We start from the raw sequence: 25,847 nt of genomic DNA, 5'->3' as shown, positions 1-25,847 counted from the left end.
TCAACCTGGCAGAAGGCAACTGGCCGGGCATCGAGCCAACAGACGCCTCTGATCGGGTGATCCCGAACTTCACTTCGACCGCACCGAACAAAGGTTGATTTCGCCTCTGCAGGCCGCGCTGTCGATCCTCTCGGCAGTGCGGTGCTGAACAGACAGCATGACAGCACGACATAAAAAAACAGCGCCCGGGATCACCTGGGCGCTGTTTTTTTGTACCTTGCAAATCGGCACTTACCGTTTGCGATCGCGTCTCGCGCTCATGGGCTGGAACGCCACGCCCACATGGGCCTCGCAATAGGGCTTGCCTTGCTGCACGGGCAGGCCGCAGAACCAGAACTCTTCGGTGGCAGGATCGCCAACCGGCCATTTGCAGGTCCGCTCGGTCAGCTCCATCAAAGACAGCTTCTTGGCTTTCTTCTCGATCTCATTGACCTTGGCCAGGGCCTCGGGGCTGATTTCATTGGCCGACGGCTGTGGCGGCAACGGCTGACCGGCCGGAATGATCTGACGCCGCGCGGGTGTCGCAGGCTTGGCTTCCGTGGCCGCAGGCTCGGCCTTGACGGGGCGCGCAGGCTCGGTCTTGGGCTGCGGTTTGGGTTTGGGCGCGGCTGGTGCTGCGGCGGGCTTGGGTGCTGCTGCAGCCTTTTCTTTGGGTTCGGCCGCTGCTTTGCTGGAGCCACTGTTGCGGTTGGACAGGCCCAGGCGATGCACCTTGCCGATCACCGCATTGCGGGTCACACCGCCGAGTTCTTTGGCGATCTGGCTCGCAGATTGCCCTTCACCCCACATTTTCTTGAGCAGTTCGACGCGCTCGTCTGTCCAGGACATCTGTTGCCTTTCACGCTAAAAGCGGCCCCAGGAACCTGCGGCCGCCATCGAATTCCGTATCAGTCCCTTATCTTAATCACTGCGGTGGGAGTTACAAGAGCGTCTTGGCCCCTGCTCGAATCTAGGTGTCAGACGGTTTCATCATCTATCGGATGTCGGCTTGGCCATTGTCTGGGCGCCGACAATCCGGCTTGCCCCCGGTCCGTCCGCATGCTTTTAGATCTGCGGCACGCGTTTTCATTTGTCACAAGCAAGACTGCCCGCCGCCTGAGGGGGCAGGGCGTGCAGATTTCACCGAGCTGTCCAGATAGGAGCATCCAGATGTCGCAGCCTGAATTGCACCAGCCTGAATTGCACCAGACCGATTTGCAGCAGGCGCCGCCCCAGAGCCTGGGTGAGCGACGCTTTGGCGCCGTCAACTGGCTCGGCCTGGTCACACTGGCGCGCCGTGAAATCACCCGTTTTCTGGTGGTCTGGACCCAGACGCTTTTGGCGCCCATGGTGACGGCAGCGCTGTTCCTGATGATTTTCAACATCGCGATCGGGCCCAGCCGGGGCGAGGTCATGGGCGTGCCCTTCATCGTGTTTCTTGCGCCGGGTATCATGACGATGACGGTGATTCAGAACGCATTTGCCAATACCTCGTCCTCCATCGTGATCACCAAAGTGCAGGGCAACATCGTCGACACGTTGATGCCGCCGCTGTCGGGACTGGAAATTCTGCTGGGCTACCTCTCAGGTGCAGTGGCGCGCGGGGTGCTGGTGGCCCTTGGGATTGGTACGGGCATTATGCTGGTGCTGGGCATTGTGCCGGTCCATCCGCTGGTTGCGCTTGTGTTCGTGGTGCTCGGGGCGGCATTCCTCGGTGCATTGGGCGTTGTTGCCGGCGTCTTTGCGGAAAAATTCGACCAAATGGCCGCAATCACGAACTTTATCGTGACGCCCTTGGCCTTTCTGTCGGGAACCTTCTACTCGGTTGAGGCCCTGCCACCTGTCCTGAACGTCGCCTCTCACTTGAACCCGGTGTTCTACCTGATCGATGGTGTGCGCTACGGGGTCATCGGCACGTCAGATAGCTCGCCGCTTTTGGGGTTTGCTGTCTGCAGCGCGGCAACGCTGGCCACTTGCACCCTGGCCTGGGCCATGTTGCGCAGCGGGTATCGGTTGAAATCCTGACCCTCCCGCCATGCTTGGTTTGAGCCATCAGCTTTGATCTCAGTGCGGGACTGTTGACTGTGCTTGTCACTGTTCCTGTTTTGCGGCTGAACCAATTGGACGGCTATGTTTCATGGTGTCGCCGTCTTGCGTGCCCAGGGTTGCGGATGAGTTCCCCGCCTGGCGGCCCTCCCGCCAGGCGAGAATCGCTGCGCCGGTCAGGATGATCACGGCCCCAACCACGGTGATCCAATCCGGCAGCACAGCGAAAAACACCAGATCATAGAGCGTTGCAAACACCAGCGTCGCATAGCTGAATGGCGCCACAAAAGACGCCTCTGCCCGTGCCATACCATTCACAAAACAGCCCTGCGCGCAGGCCATCAGCCCCCCAAGGCACACCAGCAGGACCCATTGCGACGCTGTCGGCGTCTGCCACACGGATAAAACCGCCACGGTGGCGATGGTGCAGCCCAGAAGGTTGTTGAAGAACAGGATCTGCAGGGGCCGTTCACGACCTGCCAGTTTCTTGATGAAGATCAGCTCCATCCCCATGATCACGGCAGCCGCCAAGGCCAGCAAGCTGGCAGGTTGGAAACTCTGCGGTGTGGGGCGCAGCAGGATCATTGCGCCAATCAGGGCGACCACCGCGGCCAGCCAACGCCAGCGACCCACTCGCTCGCCCAGCAGGGGAATGGCCAGCAGCATCGCAAAAATCGGGTTGAGAAAGGTCACCGCCGTGGCGTCCGCCAGCGGGATATAGGCGACAGATGCAAACATCAGCGTCACCCCCAGCCAGCCAAAACTGGTGCGCCCGATATGCAACCGCCAATTCGGCGGGCCAAAGCGGGGCCGCCGCAAGCCCACTACGGTGCTGATCGCCAGAAACGCAAACAGAAACCGCCCAAAGCTGATTTGCAGCGGATGCAGAGGCGCGCCTGCGGTTTCGGTGCCAAGCGCTTTGGCAATCAGGGTGGTCGCGGCAATGAACACCGTGGCGAGCAGGATGAATGTCGCGGCAAGCGCTGGGTTCTGCGCGATGGCTGGGGCGGTTGATTTGGTCATCTGCGCAGGGTTGCCCGGCCCTGACCGCAATGGCAAGCGGCAGTTTGCGCGACCTCTGCCTGCCGCCAGCATCCAGCTGCGCCAACAGCGGTATCAAACGCGGGTCACTGGCGGATCAGTGCTGAGCCGCTCGACCGGAGACGGATCAAACGGACACGGACTGGACAGACTGGACGTTTTGGCAGTCTGGAACGACCGGAATGCACATTCTGATATGCATTTTGGCCAATTTAGGGGTAATTTTGACCGTTTGGGCTGAATTTGCCCTTTTCATTGGTGGCGCACGCCGCTATGCAGCCAGCATGACAAAGCTGCATCATATCCGATCTGTACGACGCCGACGCCTGCGCGCGTGATTTGGCATCCGGGTGTCCGGTATGACCTTTGCTTCTTTGTCTGTCTGGCCCGCAACGGGCCGATCTTCTCCACATCCCATAACTGTTGACCCTGGCCAATTGCTGCGTCACTGCTTGGCCTGACACCACCTAAAGGAGGATCCCGATGATCCCGTCCGTTTTGCCGACCTACAACCGTGCGCCGCTCAGCTTCGTGAAAGGCGAGGGCGCCTGGCTGATCGAGGCCGATGGTCGACGGTTTCTGGATTTGGCGGCAGGCATCGCTGTGAACGCGCTGGGCCATGCCCATCCGGCCTTGGTTGCAGCGCTGACGGATCAGGCCCAGAATCTGTGGCATGTCTCCAACCTCTATCACATCCCACAGCAACAGGCGCTGGCGGACAAACTGGTGGATCACAGCTTTGCCGATACGGTCTTCTTCACCAATTCCGGCACCGAGTCCTGCGAGCTCGCGGTCAAAATGGCGCGCAAGTATTTCTACGAAAAAGGCCAGCCCGAGCGGGTGGAGGTTCTGACATTCTCAGGCTCGTTCCATGGTCGTTCATCAGCCGGCATTTCTGCGGCAGGTTCGGAAAAGATGACCAAGGGGTTCGGCCCGCTGCTGCCGGGGTTTGTCCATCTGACCTTTGGGGATCTGGATGGGGTCACGGATGCCATCACCGATGAAACCGCGGCCATCATGATTGAACCGGTCCAGGGGGAGGGCGGCATCCGGCCCGTGCCAGATCAGGAGCTGAAGGCCCTGCGTCAGATCTGTGATGATCACGGGTTGCTTCTGATCCTGGACGAGGTTCAATGCGGCGTCGGGCGGACCGGGAAACTCTTTGCCCATGAATGGGCGGGCATCACCCCGGACATCATGCTGGTGGCAAAAGGCATCGGCGGCGGCTTCCCGCTTGGCGCGGTTCTGGCCACCGAAGAGGCTGCGTCGGGCATGACCGCGGGCACCCATGGTTCCACCTATGGCGGCAACCCGCTTGGCTGTGCGGTGGGATGTGCGGTGATCGATCATGTGGCAGATCCCGCCTTTCTGGCAGAGGTTGGCCGCAAGGCAGGGCTGTTGCGCCAGAAACTCGAAGGTCTGGTGGCCTCTCACCCCACCATCTTCGAAGGGGTGCGTGGCAGTGGTCTCATGCTTGGTTTGAAATGCGTGGCGGCCAACACCGATGTGGTGGCTGCCGGCTATGACGCCCAGGTGGTCACGGTGCCTGCGGCCGACAATGTCATCCGCCTGTTGCCGCCTCTCACCCTGACCGATGAGGATATCGAAGAGGCGTTTGCGCGCCTGGATCAGGCGGCCACGGCGCTCTCGGCCAAGCAGGTGGCCTAGGCATCACCTTTCCAAAAATACTCATAATACAGCGGCCGGCGCCAAGCGCCCTCGCTGGCATCAGATCCACGAAAGCTACGTCGTCTCATGAACCACTTCCTTGATATTCACAAAACGGACAAGGCCGCGCTGCGCGGCATTATCGATCAGGCGAAAGCCACCAAACAGGCGCGTTTGAACCGCCCCAAAGCCGCCTTGGACGATGATCTGCCGCTGAAGGACCGTATGGTTGCGCTGATCTTCGAAAAACCCTCCACCCGGACCCGTGTGTCCTTCGATGTCGGTGTGCGCCAGATGGGCGGGCAAACCATGGTGCTGTCGGGGAGCGATATGCAGCTCGGCCATGGCGAGACCATCGCAGACACCGCGCGCGTTCTGTCGCGCTATGTCGATATGATCATGATCCGCACCTTCGATGAAACCGTGCTGACGGAAATGGCGGAATTCGCATCGATCCCGGTGATCAATGGTCTCACCGACCGCACCCATCCCTGCCAGATCATGGCGGATGTGCTCACCTACGAAGAGCACCGTGGCCCGATCCAGGGCAAAAAAGTCGTCTGGTGCGGCGATGGCAACAATGTCTGTGCGTCTTTCCTGCATGCCGCAGGGCAGTTCGGGTTCGACTTCACCTTTACCGGACCTGCGCAACTGGACCCGGAACCTGAATTCATCGGCCTGGCGCGCAACCAGGGTGTCGAAGTCATCATTGAGCGCGACGCCGAAAAAGCGGTGGCAGAGGCCGATCTGGTGGTCGCTGACACCTGGGTGTCGATGCATGACAGCCAATCCTCCAAGGAACGGCGCCACAACATGCTGCGCAGCTATCAGGTGAATGAGGCGCTGATGGCCAAGGCCAAACCAGACGCGCTGTTCATGCACTGTCTGCCGGCCCACCGCGAGGAGGAGGTGACCTCTGCTGTCATGGATGGCCCACAATCGGTTATCTTTGATGAGGCGGAGAACCGTCTGCACGCCCAAAAGGCCATCATGCGGTATTGCATGGAAGGCTGAGCCTTCGCATTTGGCGACCGCTGCTGATGGCGGCGGTTGCTGTTTGAATTTCAAAATTACAGGGCGGTCAAAGTAATACGGGACCGTCACAGTAAGCGGTGCATCCGTCGCGCTCTTTCCAGCCAGATAAACCCTGACAGTTACGCTTTTGCCGCGACAGCAGCACCCGCAAGGCCGCGTGCTAGTTGGGATACGTGGATACTGTCCGCGGCTTGATTGCTTTAGACCTGGCGCAACAGTGCGCTCAGTTCCGGCTCTGCCACCAGCTCAGCCGCTTCTGTTGCCGGCATCCACACCCGCTTGCGCTGATGGCTCTCGGGGTATTCATCGGACAATTCAGACACCAGTGCCTTGTAGACTAGCGTTTCCACCCGTTCCCGGATGCCATTTTTGCGGGTCTTGATGTAGGTATAGCTGCCCGTTGGCGTGTCTTCGATGTCGGCAGATTTCACCCCGGCTTCTTCCCAGGCCTCTTGCAGCGCGGATTGCGGGCTGTTTTTGCCTTTGATCGGCCAGCCTTTGGGGATGATCCAGCGCCCGGTGCCACGGCTGGTGATCATCAGCACCTCAGTCCCTGCAGTGCCCGCACGATAACACAGCGCCGCAACCTGCAGCGCTTTGGGTCTGAAGAACAAGGGCCTGAGAAACTCCTCCCAGGCGGATGATAACACTGGCTTCATATCTGCTCGGCTTTCTGGCGCAGTCTTGTGGCCGTCCTTGGGCATCCAAACCTCGGCCGTCCATAGTAAGATCCGAAGGTGCCGCTGCTGCGCTCACTTTCCCTTATTTTTGCATGTCAGGCGGCGCTTGCAAGAGTGTGCCGCCGAAAATCTGCCATTCCTGGCGCTGATATCTGCCTAGATGGCGCATTTTTGGTCAATAAATGGTGAATCACGGGGTAATCCATAGCGGGATCATGGGGGCAACCGCAGGATTTGATCGTTTCACGAGCGGTTTCGTGGTTTCGCCCGCAGCGTTGGATTGGCCTCTGTTGGGTCCTCTGGCCAGGGATGTTTGGGATATTGGGCGCGCATATCTTTGCGCACATCGCCGTAAGATCCAGCCCAGAACCCAGGCAGATCTCGGGTGATCTGGATCGGCCGCTGCGCCGGTGACAGCAGCGTTATTTTCAGCGCGACACCCCCGACGCTCGGGTGACGCGTCACGCCGAACATTTCCTGTAGCCTGACAGAAATCTCCGGCACCTCGGCACTGTAATCAATTGGGACTTTGCGACCCAATGGGGTGACGAAATGGGGCGGCACAATCTGGTCCAGTCGCTGGGTCTGCTCCCAGGTCAAAGCCGCGCGCAGCGCAGGCAGGGGGTCAAACCGTTTCCAATCCTCCAGGCTGCGCAGCCCCCCGATCATCGGCAGCAGCCAGTCCTCAAGACTGTTCAGCAGGCCCTCCTCGCTGAAATTGGGGAGGTCGATCCCATCCTGTCGCGCCAGACGCACTCGGGCTGCAAACCGCTCTGCTGCCCCAGCAAGGCGCAGGCCCTGATCGCGCAGCCCCTCCAGCATGGCGATGGACACGGTCTGTTCAGGAACATCTTTCCAGATCTGATCATCCAACACCACCGCGCCCAGGCACTGCTGTTTGCGCGCAACCACCCGGCGTTCCCGTTTCGACCAGTGGCACAGGTCCTTTTGTTCGATCTGGCCCGCAAACTCCTGGCGCAGATCTGACAGGGAAATGGGCGCCACCAGACGCAGTTTCGCCTCACGTGGGTTGCCGTCGCTGTCGAGCGCCACGACAAACGGCGCGCTGGCCAGCGGATCCTCATTGGGCAGGCAAGCGCCCTTGCCGCCGGACAGAACATAACGGGCGGCATCCCCCTTTCGGCGCTGGCCGATGCGGTCGGGGTAGGCGGCAGCCGCCATCACAGCAGGCGGCGCGCCCGTGCGATCCGCTGCATCGGCCTTCACATGGCGGCGCAGCCGTTTGGCATCGGTCTTGATGCGATCCGCAACTGCCGGGTTCAGCTGGTAGGGACGTTTTTGTTGAAACGCTCTCGCGTCGCGCAGCGCCTCCAGCCGCAGGGCAAGATCCGCAGGGGCCCCTTTCAAGGGGTCACGCTCGGCCAGCAGGGCGGCCAGCAACGCCGCATCCGGGCCAAATCGCTGCAGCATATGGCCCAGTCGCGGGTGCAGCGGCAGTTTGGCGAGCGCGCGGCCATGGTCTGTGATCCGATGCTGAGCGTCCAGTGCTCCCAACATCCGCAACAATCCTTGCGCCTCCTGCAGAGCCCCTGTGGGCGGTGCCGTCAGAAAGGGCAGATCAGCAGGGCTGGCGCCCCAAAGCGCCAGTTCCAACGCCAGGCCCGCAAGATCCGCAGCCTCGATTTCAGGTGGCGGGAAAGCGGCCAGCGCGCCTTCTTCGCCCTTGGTCCACATCCGGTAACAGATGCCCTCTGCAATCCGGCCAGCGCGACCCTGCCGTTGTGTGGCTTCTGCGCGCGTCACTCGCTCGGTGACCAGCCGCGACATGCCGGATCCGGGATCAAACCGACTGCGCCGGGCCAGCCCCATGTCCACCACCACGCGAATGTCCTGAATGGTCAGCGAGGTTTCGGCAATGGAGGTGGCGAGCACGATTTTTCGCGCTGTCCTGTCGGGTTGAATCGCGGCGCGCTGTTCGGCAAAAGGCAAGGCGCCGAACAGCGGGCGGACCACGCAGGTCGCGGGCAGTCGCTGCGCCAGCAGACCAGCGGCTTTGCGAATCTCGCCTTCGCCGGGAAGGAACGCCAGAATGCCACCACCTGACGCACCTGCGGCCCCAGCACGGGTTTCAGCCTCGGCGCGCACAATTAGATCGACGATGGCCTCTAGCCGCTTGGGCCCAGATCGTCCACGCGCATCACTGCGCACCGGTTTGTCCAGCCATCTTGTTTCGACCGGAAAGCTGCGCCCCTCCGAGGTGATCAGCGGTGCGGACATCAGCGCGGCCACTGGACCTGCATCAAGCGTCGCAGACATCGCCACCAGTACCAGATCATCGCGCAGCGCATCGGCCACCTCCAGGCACAGCGCCAGTCCCAGATCCGCATTCAGGGACCGTTCGTGAAATTCATCAAAAATCACCGCGCCAACACCGGGCAAATCCGGGTCTGACTGCAACATCCGGGTCAAAATACCCTCGGTTACCACCTCGATCCGGGTCTTTGGGCCGACTTTGGCCTCACCACGGATGCGATAGCCGACGGTTTCCCCTGCCGCTTCACCAAGGGTATCGGCCATCCGCTCTGCTGCGGCACGCGCCGCCAGCCGCCGTGGCTCCAGCATGATGATGCGCCCGGCACACAGATCGGCCGCCAGGATCGCAAGTGGCACTTTGGTGGTTTTCCCGGCCCCTGGCGGGGCCTGCAGTACCGCGCGTTTGTGGTCGCGCAGCGCCGAAAGCAGCTCGGGGAGGGCGTCATCAATGGGTAGTTTGCTCATGTCGCCTTATCGCCAATGGGTGTCATAACGTCCAGCGCCGAGACCACGGGTTGCGGGTTTGTCTGCGGATGTGGGTGATTGCTCTCTGGACAAGAGCCGTTGCCCTGCGCCATCAATGCGCGACATTGGGTCGGCAGGAGAGAGGCCAGCATGGCAGCAGCAGGCAAATCCGCAGCATCAGGTGAGGGCACAACACCGGGCAAACCGCAACGCGGCGCGATCCCGGATATCGACGATCTTGCCACCCGCATCCTCAACGGCGAGCGGCGGGCGCTGGCCCGGGCCATCACTTTGGTGGAGAGCGGCCGCGCCGATCACCGCGCCGCGACAACGCAGCTGCTGGACCGGTTGGCGCAGGCACAGCGCCATGCGCTGCGCGTTGGCCTGTCTGGGACGCCGGGTGTGGGGAAATCCACCTTCATCGAAAACTTCGGTATGATGCTGATCGAAGCAGGGTTGAAGGTCGCGGTGCTGGCCGTTGATCCCAGTTCCACGCGCTCGGGCGGGTCCATCCTGGGGGACAAGACCCGGATGGAGCATTTGTCGCGCGAGAAAAACGCGTTTATCCGCCCATCTCCCAGTCAGACGCATCTGGGTGGTGTGGGCCGCCGCTCCCGCGAGGCGGTCGCCCTGTGCGAGGCGGCAGGCTTTGACGTTGTGTTGATCGAAACAGTTGGTGTCGGGCAATCCGAAACGGTGGTTTCCGAGATGTCGGATCTGTTCCTTCTGTTGCTTGCGCCTGCTGGCGGCGATGAATTGCAGGGTGTCAAGCGCGGCATCATGGAAATGGCCGATATCATTCTGGTGAACAAGGCCGATGGCGATTTGAAACCCGCAGCCACCCGGACCTGCGCCGATTATGCCGGTGCGCTGCGCCTCCTGCGCAAACGCCCGCAGGATCCCGACGGCTTTCCCAAGGCGCTGATGGTATCCGCCTTGGCCCAGGACGGGCTGGAGGTCGCTTGGGCAGAGATGCAGGCATTGGCGACATGGCGGCAGGAAAATGGTCACTGGCAAAACCGCCGCGCAGATCAGGCCCGGTATTGGTTTGGCGAAGAGGTCCGCCAGGCACTCTTGGCGCGGCTGGATAGCCCTTGGGCGCAAAAGCGTATGGGAGATCTGGCAGATGAGGTCGCACAGGGGCAGGCCTCGCCCGCTGCCGCTGCGCAGGACTTCCTGAAAGGGTTGGGGGCAGGGTAGCGAGCGGCTCTGGCCCACGCTCCGGTGCCCGCCAGCTGGACAGGCGTGACTGGCGTGCCTAGGCAGTGGGTCAGGCCGCCCAATGGGCATGTTCCGGGGCATGTCAGGCCGTTGCGACAGAGTTGTCAGAAAAACCCTGCCATATGCCTTGACCCTGCGCGCGATTCCTCCTACACGCATCCAACCAGTTTTCGGGCGTGGCCACAGGCGACGCCCCTTGTAATTTGGCGCCCACGTTGGATCAACTTCGCAGGGTGCCCCAGATACGAAGGAAAAAACCATGTCGCGCCGTTGCGAACTGACCGGAAAAGGCCCGATGACTGGCAACAATGTCAGCCACGCCAACAACAAAACCAAGCGTCGGTTTCTGCCGAACCTGAATGATGTGACCCTGCAGTCCGAGACTCTGGGCCGTGGCATCAAGCTGCGCATCTCCGCCGCTGCTCTGCGCACTGTCGACCACCGTGGTGGTCTGGACGCATTCCTGGCCAAAGCAAAGGACGCAGAACTGTCCGCGACCGCGCTGAAGGTCAAGAAAGAGATCGCAAAAGCCCAGGCCGCAAACGCCTAATCTTTTGCATCCTGCAAGATTTCGAAACGCTGTGCATCACCGGATGCGCAGCGTTTTTTCGTTTTGGAATGGGGCTCGTTTTGCGCTGGTTTTCCGGCCCTTTGCGGTGTCGCTTCGATCCGTATGACCTGATCTGATGACGTGGTGGACCAGAGGCCGCGCATGATGCGCGCTGCGACATTTTTCAACTTGCCGCAGATCAGTTGGCGGCTCATATATCAGCGTAACATGCGAGCGCTGCGATCATATCTTACCCTGTTGCTGGTGGGGGTGTTTGCTCTCACCGGGGTGAGCGCGCATGCCGGTATGCGCGATGCGACCGGCCAAATGGTGATCTGCACCGGCTCCGGCCCGGTCATGGTCTATATCGACAGCGACGGTGCGCCGACCTCGCCGCCGTCGGATTGCCCGGAGTGTCTGACCTTCGCGGTGTTTGTGCCCACACAGACGCTGCACGTGCAGGCGCAGGCTGTTGTCATGCCACCGTGGCGCGCGATGGCCGGGGCGTTTGGTGTCGCGCCGATCTGGTCGCAGGCAAATTTGGCCCGCGCACCGCCGGTATTGGGTGACCTTCACGCATCTTGATCAGATGCAGACCTGACCCAATACACCAAGGAAAAACCAATGATGTTCAAAAACACTCTCGCCGCTGTTGCGGCGGCTTTCGCCCTGTCGTCCGCTGCCCTGGCTGCTGATATCACTGTTCAGGATCCATATGCGCGCGTGTCTTCTGCTGCGGCCAAAAGCGGTGCGGCTTTCATGATGATCGAAAACACATCAGATGCGGCTGACCGGTTGATCGATGTGCGCAGCCCCGCTGCGAAACTGACGCAATTGCACACCCACAAAGAGGGAGACAACGGCATCATGCAGATGCTGCATGTCGAAGAAGGCTTCACCATCCCAGCGGGAGAAACCCATATGCTGAAACGTGGCGGTGACCATGTGATGCTGATGGGGCTGACCGGTGCTCTGGCCCACGGCGACGAGGTCGAGCTGACGCTGGTCTTCGAAACCGCCGGTGAGATCACCGTGACCGTTCCGGTCGATCTGGAACGCAAGGCAGATCACGGCGGTCATTCCAAATCGCATTGATCTGATCCTACATCATCAGATCTGATATGGGCGATCCCGGCACAGACTGTGGTGGGGTCGACTATCCTGACCTTACTGAGCGCGCTCGCAGGAGGTAGCTCAGCCCCGGAATATGGGCTGGAACATGAACCGGACGATGCAGAAACCATGGAGTGGGCCGTGCATCGCATGAACGCCCGCATAAGGAGTCTAGCCCATGGCGGAACGCATCTTGTTTGTCTGTCTCGGAAACATCTGCCGGTCGCCTGCGGCAGAAGGTGTGTTTCGCGACCTGTGCCCCCAGGTGGTGACGGACAGTGCGGGCACAGCGGGCTATCACATTGGTGCTGCACCCTATGGGCCGATACAGGCAGCTGCCTCCCAGCGCGGCTACGATCTGTCGGATTTGCGCGCGCGTCAGTTTATTGCAGAGGATTTCGCCCGCTTTGATCTGATCCTAGCGATGGATGCGGATAATCTGCGCGATATCGAGGCTCAGCGCCCCAGCAGCAACACAACGCCTGTCAGGCTGTTCACAGACTATGCCAGCCTGCCGGGGGCCGATCACGTGCCGGACCCTTACTACACCCGTGATTTTGAGGGTTGTCTCGACCTTATCGAAGACGCTGCTGCCGGGTTGGCCAAAACGCTCTAGCTGCGGGCAGGGTGGCCGAACGGCTGATGCTGGGCGTCACCGAATGCGCCAATGGCAGGCTTGGCCCGCGGATCAGTCTTCCAAAACCTTCAGATCGCCTGCGAGCCAGGGCAATCGCTGCATGGCTGGATCGATCATATGGCCTTGCACCAGCCGCCGCACCGTTTGCGCCACATCGCGCGGCACCCGGTCGGCCCAATCGGAACTGGCACAGAGCGAAATCTGCCGCGCAAATGTGCCAAAAGGCAGTGGAAACGCTTCAATCTCATCATGGAACCGCGCCGCCCGCATATAGCCCAATGGCGTTGTGATGGCCCACCCAATACGCCGGGCGACCAGCGCCATCAGCGCCTGATGGGAGCCAATTTCAAACCGTTCTTCAAACAGCAGTTTTTGCCGGGCCAGATGCGCTTCGATCTGCTGTGAAATCAGCTGCGCGCTTTCATAGCGCAGAAACGGGATCGAGCGCAGCAGATCCAATTCGGCCTCCGGTTTGCGCAACAAACCGCGCGGCGCAACCAGCATGAACGGGTCGCGCACCAGCGGATATTCTGTCACCCCGTCGCGCAGCTCCCCTGTGGTGGCGGCCACCGCAATATGCAGATCCTTGGCCACAAGCGCATCGAGGATTTCATGACTGGCCGCCGTGATCATTTTGAACCGGCAATTCACCAGGCTTTCTGCCAGTGTGGTGACCAGCCGGGGTGTCAGCTCGTTGTCGAAATCATCAATGATCCCAATGGACAGCGTCGACAGGTGGTTCAAATCCACCACGTTCAATTCGCTTTGCGCCAGCCGCAATTCGCTCAGCACCGCTTCGGTTCGGATCAGAAAGTTGCGCCCCGCCGGGGTCAGGATCATCGGGCGACGGCCGTGGTTGACCAGCTCCGCGCCCAATGCGCTTTCGAGATTGCGCAGCTGTTGGCTGACCGCAGGCTGGCTGAGCCCCGTCAAGGCAGCCGTTTGCGCCACAGATCCCGTTTTTGCAAGCGATTCAAAGACTTCCAGCCCTCGCAGGGTCACCCCTTTCATCAACATCTTTGCGCTCCTGCGTCTTCTTCGGGCAGGGGGCTCCCTGCTGTATGGGCGACCTTGCGGCGGCGCTTTCACGCGCTGCTGCACAGACAGGCCGCTGGGGTTGTGGATCTTGATCAGCTTTGCGGGAAGTCAGGTGGTGACGCAAGCCCTTGCGGACCTGTGAGATCAATCAAACCGGCCAGATCAAAGGGATAGATGGCGGATCAGCCCGTATCACATTTTGCGCGGCCTAACTTACCAGAGGCGTTCTGGCTGACCAGACATGTTCCGGCTGGCCGAGCTGCTGCACAGCGATGCTTCGCCACCGCGTGGGCTTGGCCGCAAACCCGATATGCTTAGCCGCAGACCCGAGACGCCGTTTCGCCAAAGGCCTTGTAGCGGGCCCAAAGCCGTTCATCAGACCGCCGGTCGGATTGGCGCACGTCCTGCGCCCGATCCGGCTCGCTGAACCATTTCGACACGGTGCGCCGTTCGCTGCGGTTCAGGCTGGCATCTGCCACCGATTGGATGCAGCGGCACAGGCTGGGGGAGGCGGCAGTGCGGTCAGATTGCCGGCAGGCCTTCTCAATCGCTCCCGCCGTAGCAGACGCAGGCATGAATGTGGCACCCAAGGCTGCACAAAGCGCAGCGCGGAGGAGTAGCTGTTTTGTCATTGTCCCTAAAACCGTCCCTAAACCCTGTCGATGAACTCAGCAGCGGATCCTTCGCGGCCTTTCGGCAAGCCGACCCATGGAATGCTGTGATCCGAGCGTGAACTGCTCTATTTGGCGCGACTATGACGCAAGGGGCCTGTGCTTTCAATCCGGCGCATGGCAGCGCCAGCTCTCGGCAAAAATCTGCCACTATGCTCCGCCTTGGGTACTGTGCCCCGCCTTGCGTATGGTACCGATCGCGCCTGAAACGGGGCTTTGATGCCCACGCGAACCGCGGCGTTTGCACCGCCTTATGAACGGTCTTCGAAGGATCATTTGGGCACGCTTGGCAGTGCGCTTTTGCACCAGCTTTGGCCCGACCGCTGGCAGGGGCGCCATTTCCGGCGGTTTTGGCTCAAAACCTCGCGTCTGGGCGCGTCAATCCATCTTGACCAAACCCCAAATCCAAATCATATCCTACTGCATGACAGAGCTCGATAAAATCCGCAATTTCTCCATCGTCGCGCATATCGACCATGGCAAATCCACCCTCGCTGACCGGCTCATTCAGGAGACCGGAACGGTCGAGGATCGCGATATGAAAGAACAGCTGCTCGACAGCATGGATATCGAGCGCGAGCGCGGCATCACCATCAAGGCCAACACCGTGCGCATCGACTACAAGGCCGACGACGGCGAAACCTATGTGTTGAACCTGATCGACACGCCAGGTCACGTCGACTTCGCCTATGAGGTGTCACGCTCCATGCGCGCGGTCGAAGGCTCGCTGTTGGTGGTGGACAGCACCCAGGGCGTTGAGGCCCAGACGCTGGCCAACGTCTATCAGGCGATCGATGCGGATCATGAAATCGTGCCTGTCCTGAACAAAATCGACCTGCCTGCCTCTGATTGTGACCGCGTCGCCGAACAGATCGAAGACGTGATCGGCATTGATGCGAGCGAGGCCATTCAGGTCTCTGCCAAAACCGGGCAGGGCATCCGCGACACGCTGGAGTCGGTCGTCAAACTTCTACCCGCCCCCGAAGGCACGCTGGACGCGCCGCTGAAAGCGATGCTGGTGGACAGCTGGTATGATGCCTACCTCGGCGTCATCGTTCTGGTCCGCATCATGGATGGCACCCTGAAAAAGGGCATGCGGGTCAAATTCATGTCCAATGGCACGCTGCACCATGTGGACCGCGTCGGCGTCTTCCGCCCCGAAATGCAGATGGTGGACCACCTGGGCCCCGGCGAAATCGGCTTCCTGACCGCGTCGATCAAACAGGTGCGCGACACCCGCGTCGGCGACACCATCACCAATGACCGCAACGGCACCGAAGTGGCGCTGCCCGGCTATAAGCCTGCGCAGCCAGTGGTGTTCTGTGGCCTCTTCCCCGTCGACAGCGCCGAGTTTGAGGATCTGCGCGACGCCATCGACAAGCTGGCGCTGAACGATGCCTCCTTCAGCTTTGAAATGGAAACCTCGGCCGCGCTCGGCTTTGGTTTCCGCTGCGGCTTCCTCGGGCTGCTGCATCTGGAGGTGATCCGCGACCGGATCGAACGGGAATACAACATCGAATTGATCACCACCGCACCCTCGGTGATCTATCACATCTATATGAAGGGCAAGGAAAGCGAGCCCGGCGAGATGATCGAGCTGCACAACCCGGCCGATATGCCCGACATGTCCAAAATCGACCACATGGAAGAGCCGCGCATCAAGGCGACCATTCTGGTGCCGGATGAATATCTCGGTGACGTGCTGAAACTCTGCCAGGACCGCCGCGGCATTCAAGAAGATCTCACCTATGCCGGCTCCCGCGCCATGGTGGTCTATGATCTGCCCCTGAACGAGGTGGTCTTCGACTTTTATGACCGTCTGAAATCCGTGACCAAAGGCTATGCCTCCTTCGACTATCAGATGATCGGCTACCGGGAGGACAATCTGGTCAAGATGTCGGTTCTGGTGAATGACGAACCGGTTGATGCGCTCTCCACCATGGTCCACCGCGACCGCGCCGAAATGCGCGGCCGGGCCATGTGCGAGAAGCTCAAGGATCTGATCCCGCGCCACATGTTCAAGATCCCGATCCAAGCGGCCATCGGCGGCAAGGTGATCGCCCGCGAAACCCTCTCCGCCCTGCGCAAGGACGTGACCGCCAAATGCTACGGCGGCGACGCCACCCGGAAACGCAAACTGCTGGACAAGCAGAAAGCCGGTAAGAAGAAGATGCGCCAGTTCGGCAAGGTTGATATCCCGCAGGAGGCGTTTATTTCCGCCCTGAAGATGGATGGCTGAGCACCGTCCAGGAAACGCTCCAGCGGAGCGTTTCAGGTGCGAAGGGGCGGAGCCCGGCTGACCATTTTAGGGACGCCGGGCGAAAGCATTGAGCGCAGCCAATTCCGTGTCTGCTTGGGGTGTTCTTCGCCGGAAACGCGACCCATTCGAACGTATGCAACACGGGGCCACGGCCCCGTTTTTCATATCTGCGATTGCCTCTGTCTCACCCGGCCGAAAGGCCGGGCAGCGCCCGATCCGCCCCCACGGGCGGGCGCGGAGCCAAAGGGTACTCATTGGACTTGCCTGTAGGCGAGGTGTAAACGAAATGACATCTATAAGGTGAGTCGAATGCCAGAAGATCAAAAACTTAAGTGGGTACTAGAGAGGCAACTAGCATGGATTGTTTCAGCAGACGCTAAACTGACAGTGGTTGGACCGATCCCTCTCGCAATGCTTGCCATTTCACTTGCTGGGTTTGGTGAGAAAATTGAAACAATTAGCTGGATGGATGCGCCATTATTTGTTTCGACGTTCCTGCTTCTGTGGGTTATGTTCTATGTCGCTTCAGCATTAATTCCAAGACTGAAAGGTCCTGAAAATTCTAATATCTTCTTTGGGAAGATTTCGTGTCAGGATGAAGAGGTGTTTTTGCGTTCGGTTTTGGGTGAGAGTCCAAAAGAGCATTTGGAGGACTTGATTGGGCAGATCCACGTTAATGCCAAGATTGCAAATTACAAACATGGGTGTGTAGGGCGCGCAATTATATTTCTTGTTTTTGCAACGCCAATATGGCTGATTTCCTTAGCGGCAGGGTAAGAAATGTCTCTCAGAAATGATCTTGAAAATAGGGTTTCCAGTACCTTCAAATCTTCTTGGCAGTATGTAGATGCTCGGGTGGTTCCTGAAACAAAGAGCATTGGGATGGGGAATCATGGGAAAAACCTGACAGCTACTGTGCTTTATGCTGACCTTGATTCATCTACTGCCTTGGTGAAGAACTACAAAAGGGAATTTGCTGCCGAGGTGTACAAGGTGTTTTTGTACTGTGCTTCGCGTTTGATAGCCAGTGAGGGCGGTGAGATACGGTCCTTCGATGGGGACCGTGTTATGGGAGTTTTTGATGGCGACACTCCAAATACCGATGCGGTTAAAGCAGCGCTTAAGATAAACTATGCTGTAAAGGAAATAATTTCCCCCCGGCTTCTACTGCAATATCCGGGAACGAAATACGGGCTTAAGCACACGGTCGGGATTGATTGCTCGGATATTTTAGTGATCCGGGGCGGTGTTCGTGACAACAATGATCTTGCGTGGATTGGAAATGCTGCAAACATCGCGGCCAAGCTGAACTCACTGCCTAGCGAATATCCAACTTGGATTACTCATCGTGTATTTGATAAAATGGCTGACAAAGCAAAGTTTGGAGGTAGCCCCAAGCGTTCGATGTGGGAGGAATGCAGTTGGACTCCAATGGATGGTATGAGGATCTATCGCTCTAATTGGAAGTGGAAAGTCTCTTAAGGGTCACCCGGTCGTCAGACCGGGCAGCGCCCGACCTTCCCGTCAAACCGAGAGGACGCTTCGCACCCACCCGAGGTCAGGTGCTGCCCTTTTTGGTTTTTGCGCTGAGCCAGAGAAACCCACGCAGCTAAACCGTCCGTTCGCCACTTGAAAAAGGGACAGAATCTCCTCCTCCTTGGTGTCGCGCGGCCATCCCCTTCAAAAAATAAAAAACCGTCCAGCCCCCTGGGGTGAACGGTTTCACTCTGTTGCGGCGCGTGTATCGCCGTCGCTTGCGCGGGGCGGTTCAGAGTGCGTTTTGCACGTCCTGGGCGGCGCCGCTGATGGCTTGGCCTGCGCGTTGCAGATCGCGGCCGGCGCCTTTGGTGGTTTCGCAGCCGCTCAGCCCCATGAGGAGGCCAACCAGTGCCAGGCTGCTCAATGCGGTTCGGACCATGATCATCGTTCCCTCTGGTGGTTTCTTCCGATGCATAGCAACGCTCGCCGGGCGCGGCTAGGGGGCGGCGGTGTCCTGTCGCGCAGATGTGAGGTTTTCGTCGCGCCTATGCTGCCTGTCCCATGCCACCAATCGGCCGCCAACCTGCGCCAATGCGTTGGGTGTGGGGTGGCGTGGGCCCCAAGAGGGCCGGGCTGCCCCGCGCGAATCCTTTGCCCGCAATTTGCCCCTCCCAAACCAACCACCTCCCCAAAATCGGTGAGTTTGAGGTGTCGAGAAACTATCATAGGTTGTATTTGTGGTTGCACAACCGCGCTCCAGCCAGCACAATTGCCAACGCCAAAGACCATATAAACTGTCGGCCTGCCGTTTGCCGCTCCGGGTGGCGGGTGGCGGGTGGCGGGGTCAGCCGCGGCTGCCAACACCGAGGGCCATGGTCGCGCCACGACACCATCGGTCGAACTGCACAGCAAGCCGGGCCCAGTCCGGGATGCAAGATCCAAAATGAGGATCCAAGATCAGGTTTTATAGTTAGGGGAGGGTCAGGTGAAGCACACAGACATAGATGCCGGTACAGACGCCACAAGAACCACGACAGATACCGCGACAAACGCCGGGTCTGGCAGCACCGATCTGCGCGCCGCAGGGCAGGGCGGGCCGCGGGATGCTTCCTCTATTTCGCTCCAGCCTGCGCGACTGGCCGACCACGCCGACCAACAGGGCGCAGCCTCCAAAACACGCGCGCCCCGGCCAACCGGTTCCAGCGCCGAGATTGTGCCGCTGTTTCCGCAGGACCCTGGACAGCCGCGCCAAACCCGGCTGCAGGTGGCGCTCAGCCGTCAATGGGCAGAGATGCGCCGCGATATCGAGGCCGCATTGCACCGGGTGGATGAGGGGTCGGCGGGCTATTGCCAGATCTGCGGCGACCGGATTGATGACGCCCATCGCAACGCCCAGCCAGCCTCGCCATTTTGCCGGTCCTGCGCGACGGGCTGATCGAAGGCACAGGAACGTCAGATCCCGGCTGTAACGTCAGAACAACCAGGGGCGTCAGAACCAGCAAACGATACCAATTGGCCCGTCTTTGCGGTGCCAAAACCGGGGCAGAGCGCGATGCCTGCGGGGCCGCTCCGTGGTACGGTCGACGCCACTGGACCTCGCCGCGCATCCATCGCAGATCATGACAGCAAGCCTGGCGTTCCCCACCGCCGCGCCGTGATCTGCAGGCTCTGCCCCGGACACAGATTTTGGTTAAGTCGGCCAAGTGTTGGCGAAATAGATCAGCTGTCAGCGGAATAGATCTGCCCCCGACTGAGCAAGCCGCAACGCAAGACACGGCAGCAGCGGCCCCGGCGACGCGCCCTCGCAGCGACAGGGGTGGCGCAACTGCCTCAGTCTGTGATCGAAGTCACAGTAACGCAGCCAGAAATGCGACCCGCACCGTTGCCGCCTTGCGGGTGATGTGGCACAAAGCTCTCAACCAAATGAACAGACGAGTTTCGCATGACTGACTTCTCCGAGCGCCGCCGAATGATGGTGGACACGCAGATCCGCCCGTCGGATGTCACGAAATTTCCCATCATTGAAGCGATGCTTGCTGTCCCGCGCGAGGCGTTCGTCGCGGACGCCCAGCGTGAAGCTGCGTATGCCGATGGCAATATCGATGTGGCAGAGGGGCGTGTGCTGCTGGAGCCGCGGACCCTGGCTAAGATGCTCGACGCGTTGGATGTGCGCCCCGATGAGCTGGTGCTCGATATCGGGTGTGGCATGGGCTATTCCAGCGCCATTGTGGCGCGGCTGGCGCAGCTGGTCATCGGCGTTGAAGAAAACGAAGATCTCGCCAGCGAAGCGCAGGATCAGCTCTCTGCCGTGTCTGCCGACAATGCGATTGTCCATGGTGGCGCGCTGGTGGATGGCGCAGCAGAACACGGCCCCTACGATGTCCTGATCGTGCAGGGCGGCGTCGAGGTGTTGCCGGACACGCTGCTGGACCAGTTGAAGGATGGTGGCCGCGCCATCGCGATCTTCATGACCGGTGCTCTGGGCGAGGTCCGCATCGGCTACAAGAGCCAGGGACAGATGTCCTGGCGTCTGGCATTCAATGCGGGCGCGCCTGTGTTGCCCGGATTTGCCAAGGGCAAGGAATTCGCGCTTTAAGCGCTGTCGCGTCTCCGGCCCGGTCGGGCCGAAGGAAAGTTGATCAGGTCGCCCACAGACCGGCCTGGAGTTTAGGCACCCCAAGGATGCCGGTGGTCTGCGGACCACAGCAGAGCAGAAGAGGCATAAGATGCGTAAAAAACGGACCGCACAGGTGCTGAAGGCCATTGTCTTTGCAGGCGGGGTCTTGGCGGGCGGGGTTGGCCTGACCACAACGACGTCCAAACCGGCCATGGCGGACAATTTGTCCGACGCGATGATTGGGGCGTACAAAAACAGCGGCCTTTTGGAACAGAACCGCGCCTTGCTGCGGGCCACCGACGAAAACGTGGCCGCCGCTGTGGCGCGCCTGCGCCCCGTGGTGGATTGGGTCGCGCGGGCAGAGCGCAACTACCTGCGCAACGGGTTCGCCAATGGCGCAGCCTCCAAACATGACACCACGATTTCGACAGGCCTGGATCTGTCCTGGCTGCTGTTTGACAACGGCGCGTCCAAGTTCAGCAAACTGGCGGCGCAGGAAACCGTGCTGTCCACCCGTCAGGCGCTGGTCGATCTGGAACAGCAGGTCCTGTTCGCCGCGGTGCAGGCCTATGTGAATGTGCTGTTGCAGCAGGACAATGTCTCCCTGCGTCGCAACAACCTGCGCCTGTTGCAGGAAGAACTGCGCGCCGCCAACGACCGGTTTGAAGTGGGCGAAGTGACCCGCACCGATGTCGCCCTGGCCGAAAGCCGGGTTGCCGCGGCGCAGGCCAGCCTCACCGAAAGCCGGGGCGCGCTGCAGGACGCACAAGCGGTTTATGTGGAAGCGGTCGGTCAGCAGCCGGGCACCATTGCGGGCCAGCCACCTTTGCCGCAGCGCGTGGCCTCTCTCGCAGCTGCCGAAGCGGTGGCGATGCGCAATCACCCCAGCCTCTTGGCGCAGCAGCACGCGGTCAAGGCCGCTGATCTCGCAGCGCAAAGCACCGCACGGACCCTGGGCCCAACCGTCACGCTGCGGGCCAATATCGCCCATGCGGAAAATGCCCGTGGCGCAGGCACCCGTGATTCGTCCGGGGCCAGCCTGACATTGGCGCAGCGGCTCTATGCTGGCGGTTCTGTCGCCTCGGCGCGTCGGGCCGGGATCGCACGTCTGCAGGCCGAACGGGGCGCGTTGATCACCACCCAGCGCGGTGTCGCTCAGGATGTGGCCGCTGCCTATGTGGCGCTGGACACCGCAGGTGCGAGCTTGCGGTCTTCCGAGGAACGCGTGCGTGCGGCGCAGGTCGCTTTTGATGGCATCCGCGAAGAAGCAACCTTGGGCGCCCGGACCACGCTGGACGTGCTGCAGGCCGAACAGGAATTGCTGGACGCCAAAACCGCCCGCGTTCAGGCCCGCGCCAACCAGGCGCTTGCCGCTTATGCTTTGTTGCAATCACAGGGCCTGTTGACCGCGGAACGCTTGGGCCTGGCGGTCGAGCTGTATGATCCGACGCTCTACTACAACCTTGTCGAGGATGCGCCAGCCTATGTCAGCAAGCGCAGCAAAGACCTGGATCGCGTGATGCGCGCATTGGGCAAAAACTGATCTGGTTCACCTTTGAATTTGAACCGAAACGGCCTGCGCACCGCGCGGGCCGTTTGTGTTTTCAGCGCCCAGATAGATGCCATGTTGGCCCTGCGATCATCATGACACAGACCAAAGGTCGCGGGTCGACTGTCATGCTCTAACTCTATGGGCGCGTTAACCATTTCGCCGGATATTTCGTCTGTCATGATGATTAATATTGTGTTGATCCAAACGGTTGTCTGGACCGATGCCACCCGCTACACTCCAACGCAGAGGCGAGAGTGATAGGCAAAATGTCCGACCCGGTGACCCAGAACGAAATCGAAGACGTACTGTCCTCTATTCGCCGTTTGGTGAGCGAAGACACCCGTGGCGCACTGGCCACCTCCGGCAAGGCGCAACGCCATGCTGCGCAGGATGCACCACTGCATCTGGGAAATCCGCTTGCGCAGCCCATCAGACCTGCGCAGCCCGTAAAACCTGTGCAGCCCATACAGTCCGTGAAACCCGTGCCATCCGCACCTGCCGGGACCTGCACAAACATGCCTGGTGGTACGGTCGCCAAAGACACAACAGACACAACAGAGCGGCAGAAGGGCAAAGCGCCCGTCACCCGTCTTGTGCTGACACCCGCGCTGCGCGTGCCCGAAGATCGGCTGACACCGGCTGATACGCCGAATACCCAAGTTGAGGCGGTAGAGGCAGATCCAACCGCGCCATGGGATCTCTCCGCGCTGCATGACCGGGATGCCGAGAATCAGGATCTCGTGTTTTTCAACCAGCTGACCGCCGCCGCCGCTCGGGATGAGGCAGAAGAAACGCTCGCCGAAGCTGCCCCGGCAGATGACTTTCCCGCGACTGGCGCCATTGAGGCGCAGACAGAGGTTGCTGAAACAGAACCCGTAGAAACAGACCCTTTGCAGGCCGAACCTGCGGCCGTATACACAGATACAAACACAGGCACTGTCGCTGAGGAGCAGCCCGCCGAAATCCTTGACCCGGACGCGCCCTGGACCAGCCCAGGCGCAACTCTGTTTCAGGCCGCAGGCGTCTCCACCGGTGCGACCACCAGCCCCACGACCCCGCCGCAGCAGGCGACAGCGCTCAATCCCAAAGTGGGCGCTGTGGTCCAAAAACTGGCCGAGATGGAGGCCGCCAATGTGACCCGCCCGGTGCTCTGGGAGCCCGACGGCAGCCGCGACACGCCTTATGCCGGCACGGATCTGGAGGCGATGGACTGGCCCGATGGCGACAGTGATATGGACGGCGATCGCGACGGTGACGGCTCTGCACCGGCAGCAGGCGCCGATCACCAAAACGGCCCGGATGCTGTCGCTGAACCAACCACTGATCAGATGGCTACTGATACAAACGCTGAGCGGTCCCCTGAACCTGCTTCAGCACTTGCTTCAGCACCGGCCGCAGCGCCAACGCCGCAGGCTGATCAGGATGAAACAGTAGCTGCAGAGCCTGCCGCCACCGGTTTGGCAGAGGCGCTGAGCGAACAGGTGACGGATCATATCGCCTCGCAGGTGGTGGACGCGGCAGAGGCGGGTGAAACCGTCCTTGACGAGGACGGCCTGCGCGCCTTGGTGGTCGATATCGTGCGCGCCGAACTGCAGGGTGCCCTGGGCGAGCGGATCACCCGCAACGTTCGCAAACTGGTGCGCCGCGAAATCAAACGCGCGCTCGCCGCACAAGACCTCCTGTAAACACCACCTTGGCACAGACCGCAGCATAGCTGGCCCACGCATGACTGGACCAAGCGTGACCGGTCCATCTGGGGCTCTTGGCGCAGATGGCGCAAATCATGGGGCTGCAGCGGTCCGCCGCTGAGACTGGCCAGCCAGTTGGGGTGTGACTTGTAGGGTGACCTGCCTCCCAATGTCAGGCGTGCTCAGCGCCGGGTGACGGGGTCGGCCAGCGCCAGCACCTGATCCAGATCCATATAGGCCTCCAGATGATCGGCCAGCGCATCCAGCGTGGCCTCAACCCCATCGTCATAGCCTGCCACGCTGTCGGTGCCGAGATCGGCCAGGAATTGCGCCCGGAACGCATCAGCTGAAAACAAACCGTGCAGATAGGATCCGCGCACGCGACCATCGGCAGAGGCTGCGCCTTCGGGTCGGCCTGCGATATCCAGCCAGGCGCGCGCGCAATCGCCACCATCCGTTCGGCCCATGTGGATTTCATAGCCTTGCACCGGCAGACCGCCATTGCGCGTGGTGGCATCGGTCAGCGTGACCCGTTTCTCTCCGGCCATGACTGTTTGCACATCCAGCAGGCCCAGCCCATCAACCCGGCCCGGACGGCCATCGACCCCGTCAGGGTCGTCAATCGATGTGCCCAGCATCTGATAGCCGCCGCACAGCCCCATGACATGGCCGCCACGCCGGTAATGCGCCAGGATGTCGACATCCCAACCCTGCGCCCGCAGGTAGGCCAGATCGCCGATGGTGGATTTGCTGCCGGGGATCAAAACCAGATCCGCATCGCCGGGCAGGGCGCGACCGGGGGGGATGATGTCGACAGTCACATTGGGTTCCGCCGCCAGCGGGTCCAGATCGTCGAAATTGGCCATCCGCTCCAGTTGCGGGACCACGATCTTGCAGGCGCCTCCGGGTCGCGAGGCGATGTCCATCATATCCTCGGCCGGCAGTTTCCAGGCATCCCAGAACCACGGCACCACCCCGATCGAGGGCCAGCCGGTGCGCGCCGCAATATCATCGCGTCCGCCATCAAACAGGCTGCGGTCACCACGAAACCGGTTCACGGCAAAGCCTTTGATCCGCTCCAGATCCTGATCGTCCAGAACCGCATGGGTGCCCACGATCTGGGCGATCACCCCGCCGCGGTGGATATCACCCACCAGGATCACCGACACCTGCGCCGCACAGGCAAAGCCCATATTGGCAATGTCGTTCTTGCGCAGGTTGGTTTCTGCAGGTGAGCCTGCGCCTTCGATCAGCACCAGATCCACATCCTCGGCCAACCGGTTGAAACTCTCGAGCGCGGCCTCCAGCAGGCCGGATTTGTCGCGCATGAAGGATCCGGCTGCCTGGGTGCCGCGCCGCTTGCCCTGCACAATCACCTGTGCGCCCGTATCCGTTTCGGGCTTCAGCAACACAGGGTTCATGTCGGTGTGCGGCGGGCGCATGCATGCACGCGCCTGCAACGCCTGCGCGCGGCCAATTTCGCCGCCCTCAGGGGTGACCGCAGCATTGTTGGACATGTTCTGCGGCTTGAACGGAGCCACCCGCAGACCGCGGCGCACAAAGGCACGGGCCATACCAGCCACAAGCATGGATTTGCCGACATTGCTGCCGGTGCCCTGGATCATGATGGCGCGTGCGGTCATGGGATCAGTCCTGCGGTTGTCATTGCCCTAGAGCTGGCAGCCATGGCGGATTTTTCAAGCGCTGAAAACCCCGCCAAGCGGCGTATCCCGTTGAAAACCGTCATCCCAAAAAGAAAGAACGCGCCCCAGGGCACGTTCTTTTCGACAGATTGGCAGCAGTCAGACTGGCAGCAGTCAGATTGGCAGGTCT

Annotated in this window: 23 protein-coding genes; 15 read left to right on the top strand and 8 right to left on the bottom strand. The window is 60.7% G+C overall.

All coding sequences use genetic code 11. The annotated features are described in order from the left end of the window. Positions 1 to 231 precede the first annotated feature (231 nt). Positions 232 to 828, bottom strand: coding sequence for a GcrA family cell cycle regulator (locus Q0C28_RS14390; protein WP_293576828.1), 597 nt, complete (start codon positions 826 to 828; stop codon positions 232 to 234). Positions 829 to 1,149: 321 nt separating this feature from the next. Here Q0C28_RS14390 and Q0C28_RS14385 point away from each other — a divergent pair, with 321 nt between their 5' ends. Further along, the gene (locus Q0C28_RS14385) at positions 1,150 to 2,004 is read left to right on the top strand and encodes an ABC transporter permease (RefSeq protein WP_293576827.1); all 855 of its coding nucleotides are present in this window, start codon (positions 1,150 to 1,152) and stop codon (positions 2,002 to 2,004) included. A 66-nt stretch (positions 2,005 to 2,070) separates the two neighbouring features. Here the strand turns inward: Q0C28_RS14385 and Q0C28_RS14380 are convergent, their stop codons facing one another. Continuing rightward, positions 2,071 to 3,048 (bottom strand): DMT family transporter, encoded by a 978-nt coding sequence (locus Q0C28_RS14380; RefSeq protein WP_293576826.1) that lies wholly within the window; start codon positions 3,046 to 3,048, stop codon positions 2,071 to 2,073. Between the two features lie 501 nt (positions 3,049 to 3,549). Between Q0C28_RS14380 and Q0C28_RS14375 the strand changes: the two genes are divergently transcribed. Further along, positions 3,550 to 4,734 (top strand): aspartate aminotransferase family protein, encoded by a 1,185-nt coding sequence (locus tag Q0C28_RS14375; protein ID WP_293576825.1) that lies wholly within the window; start codon positions 3,550 to 3,552, stop codon positions 4,732 to 4,734. A gap of 87 nt (positions 4,735 to 4,821) precedes the next feature. Next, positions 4,822 to 5,748 carry an ornithine carbamoyltransferase gene (gene argF / locus Q0C28_RS14370; RefSeq protein ID WP_293576824.1) on the top strand — a complete coding sequence of 309 codons (927 nt, stop codon included), beginning with the start codon at positions 4,822 to 4,824 and terminating at the stop codon, positions 5,746 to 5,748. A gap of 221 nt (positions 5,749 to 5,969) precedes the next feature. Here the strand turns inward: argF and Q0C28_RS14365 are convergent, their stop codons facing one another. Further along, positions 5,970 to 6,428 carry an NUDIX hydrolase gene (locus tag Q0C28_RS14365; protein WP_293576823.1) on the bottom strand — a complete coding sequence of 153 codons (459 nt, stop codon included), beginning with the start codon at positions 6,426 to 6,428 and terminating at the stop codon, positions 5,970 to 5,972. Between the two features lie 264 nt (positions 6,429 to 6,692). Then, positions 6,693 to 9,188 carry an ATP-dependent helicase HrpB gene (hrpB, locus tag Q0C28_RS14360; protein ID WP_293576822.1) on the bottom strand — a complete coding sequence of 832 codons (2,496 nt, stop codon included), beginning with the start codon at positions 9,186 to 9,188 and terminating at the stop codon, positions 6,693 to 6,695. Between the two features lie 150 nt (positions 9,189 to 9,338). Here hrpB and meaB point away from each other — a divergent pair, with 150 nt between their 5' ends. From meaB to Q0C28_RS14335, 5 genes are all read left to right on the top strand, one after another. Further along, positions 9,339 to 10,388, top strand: coding sequence for a methylmalonyl Co-A mutase-associated GTPase MeaB (meaB, locus tag Q0C28_RS14355; protein WP_293576821.1), 1,050 nt, complete (start codon positions 9,339 to 9,341; stop codon positions 10,386 to 10,388). Between the two features lie 280 nt (positions 10,389 to 10,668). Next, complete coding sequence (gene rpmB / locus Q0C28_RS14350; protein WP_293576820.1) at positions 10,669 to 10,959, top strand: 50S ribosomal protein L28; 291 nt, start codon at positions 10,669 to 10,671, stop codon at positions 10,957 to 10,959. A gap of 228 nt (positions 10,960 to 11,187) precedes the next feature. Beyond that, positions 11,188 to 11,544: a hypothetical protein gene (locus Q0C28_RS14345; RefSeq protein ID WP_293576819.1), complete on the top strand. Its 357-nt coding sequence runs from the start codon at positions 11,188 to 11,190 to the stop codon at positions 11,542 to 11,544. Between the two features lie 39 nt (positions 11,545 to 11,583). Next, the gene (locus Q0C28_RS14340; RefSeq protein ID WP_293576818.1) at positions 11,584 to 12,054 is read left to right on the top strand and encodes a copper chaperone PCu(A)C; all 471 of its coding nucleotides are present in this window, start codon (positions 11,584 to 11,586) and stop codon (positions 12,052 to 12,054) included. Positions 12,055 to 12,250: 196 nt separating this feature from the next. Beyond that, complete coding sequence (locus Q0C28_RS14335) at positions 12,251 to 12,688, top strand: low molecular weight protein-tyrosine-phosphatase (RefSeq protein ID WP_293576817.1); 438 nt, start codon at positions 12,251 to 12,253, stop codon at positions 12,686 to 12,688. A gap of 72 nt (positions 12,689 to 12,760) precedes the next feature. On the opposite strand, the gene Q0C28_RS14330 is transcribed toward Q0C28_RS14335, so the two are convergent. Next, the gene (locus Q0C28_RS14330) at positions 12,761 to 13,726 is read right to left on the bottom strand and encodes a LysR family transcriptional regulator (protein WP_293576816.1); all 966 of its coding nucleotides are present in this window, start codon (positions 13,724 to 13,726) and stop codon (positions 12,761 to 12,763) included. 335 nt (positions 13,727 to 14,061) lie between these two features. Further along, positions 14,062 to 14,379 (bottom strand): hypothetical protein, encoded by a 318-nt coding sequence (locus Q0C28_RS14325; RefSeq protein WP_293576815.1) that lies wholly within the window; start codon positions 14,377 to 14,379, stop codon positions 14,062 to 14,064. 463 nt (positions 14,380 to 14,842) lie between these two features. Between Q0C28_RS14325 and lepA the strand changes: the two genes are divergently transcribed. From lepA to Q0C28_RS14310, 3 genes are all read left to right on the top strand, one after another. Beyond that, on the top strand, positions 14,843 to 16,657 hold the full coding sequence (lepA, locus tag Q0C28_RS14320; protein WP_293576814.1) for a translation elongation factor 4: 1,815 nt from the start codon (positions 14,843 to 14,845) through the stop codon (positions 16,655 to 16,657). A gap of 330 nt (positions 16,658 to 16,987) precedes the next feature. Then, positions 16,988 to 17,455: a Pycsar system effector family protein gene (locus tag Q0C28_RS14315; RefSeq protein ID WP_293576813.1), complete on the top strand. Its 468-nt coding sequence runs from the start codon at positions 16,988 to 16,990 to the stop codon at positions 17,453 to 17,455. Between the two features lie 3 nt (positions 17,456 to 17,458). After that, a complete protein-coding gene (locus Q0C28_RS14310; protein ID WP_293576812.1) occupies positions 17,459 to 18,160 on the top strand; it encodes an adenylate/guanylate cyclase domain-containing protein in 702 nt (233 codons plus the stop codon). A gap of 286 nt (positions 18,161 to 18,446) precedes the next feature. On the opposite strand, the gene Q0C28_RS14305 is transcribed toward Q0C28_RS14310, so the two are convergent. Further along, on the bottom strand, positions 18,447 to 18,596 hold the full coding sequence (locus Q0C28_RS14305; RefSeq protein WP_293576811.1) for an entericidin A/B family lipoprotein: 150 nt from the start codon (positions 18,594 to 18,596) through the stop codon (positions 18,447 to 18,449). Positions 18,597 to 19,142: 546 nt separating this feature from the next. Between Q0C28_RS14305 and Q0C28_RS14300 the strand changes: the two genes are divergently transcribed. The 4 genes from Q0C28_RS14300 to Q0C28_RS14285 all read left to right on the top strand — a co-directional run bounded on the left by Q0C28_RS14300 (position 19,143) and on the right by Q0C28_RS14285 (position 24,011). Next, positions 19,143 to 19,592, top strand: a complete 450-nt coding sequence (locus Q0C28_RS14300) for a TraR/DksA C4-type zinc finger protein (protein ID WP_293576810.1) — start codon at positions 19,143 to 19,145, stop codon at positions 19,590 to 19,592. A 507-nt stretch (positions 19,593 to 20,099) separates the two neighbouring features. Then, positions 20,100 to 20,753, top strand: a complete 654-nt coding sequence (locus Q0C28_RS14295) for a protein-L-isoaspartate O-methyltransferase (RefSeq protein ID WP_293576809.1) — start codon at positions 20,100 to 20,102, stop codon at positions 20,751 to 20,753. A 130-nt stretch (positions 20,754 to 20,883) separates the two neighbouring features. Beyond that, positions 20,884 to 22,317, top strand: a complete 1,434-nt coding sequence (locus tag Q0C28_RS14290; RefSeq protein ID WP_293576808.1) for a TolC family outer membrane protein — start codon at positions 20,884 to 20,886, stop codon at positions 22,315 to 22,317. A gap of 275 nt (positions 22,318 to 22,592) precedes the next feature. After that, entirely contained in the window at positions 22,593 to 24,011 is a 1,419-nt protein-coding gene (locus Q0C28_RS14285) for a hypothetical protein (protein ID WP_293576807.1), read from the top strand. 185 nt (positions 24,012 to 24,196) lie between these two features. Here the strand turns inward: Q0C28_RS14285 and Q0C28_RS14280 are convergent, their stop codons facing one another. Next, positions 24,197 to 25,657, bottom strand: coding sequence for a cobyric acid synthase (locus tag Q0C28_RS14280; protein WP_293576806.1), 1,461 nt, complete (start codon positions 25,655 to 25,657; stop codon positions 24,197 to 24,199). Positions 25,658 to 25,847: the final 190 nt, after the last annotated feature.

Origin of the sequence: Phaeobacter sp. (assembly GCF_022825805.1) — a bacterium.
In the GTDB taxonomy this organism is placed as follows: Bacteria; Pseudomonadota; Alphaproteobacteria; order Rhodobacterales; family Rhodobacteraceae; genus Phaeobacter.
This window is presented reverse-complemented; position numbering and strand designations above follow the sequence as displayed.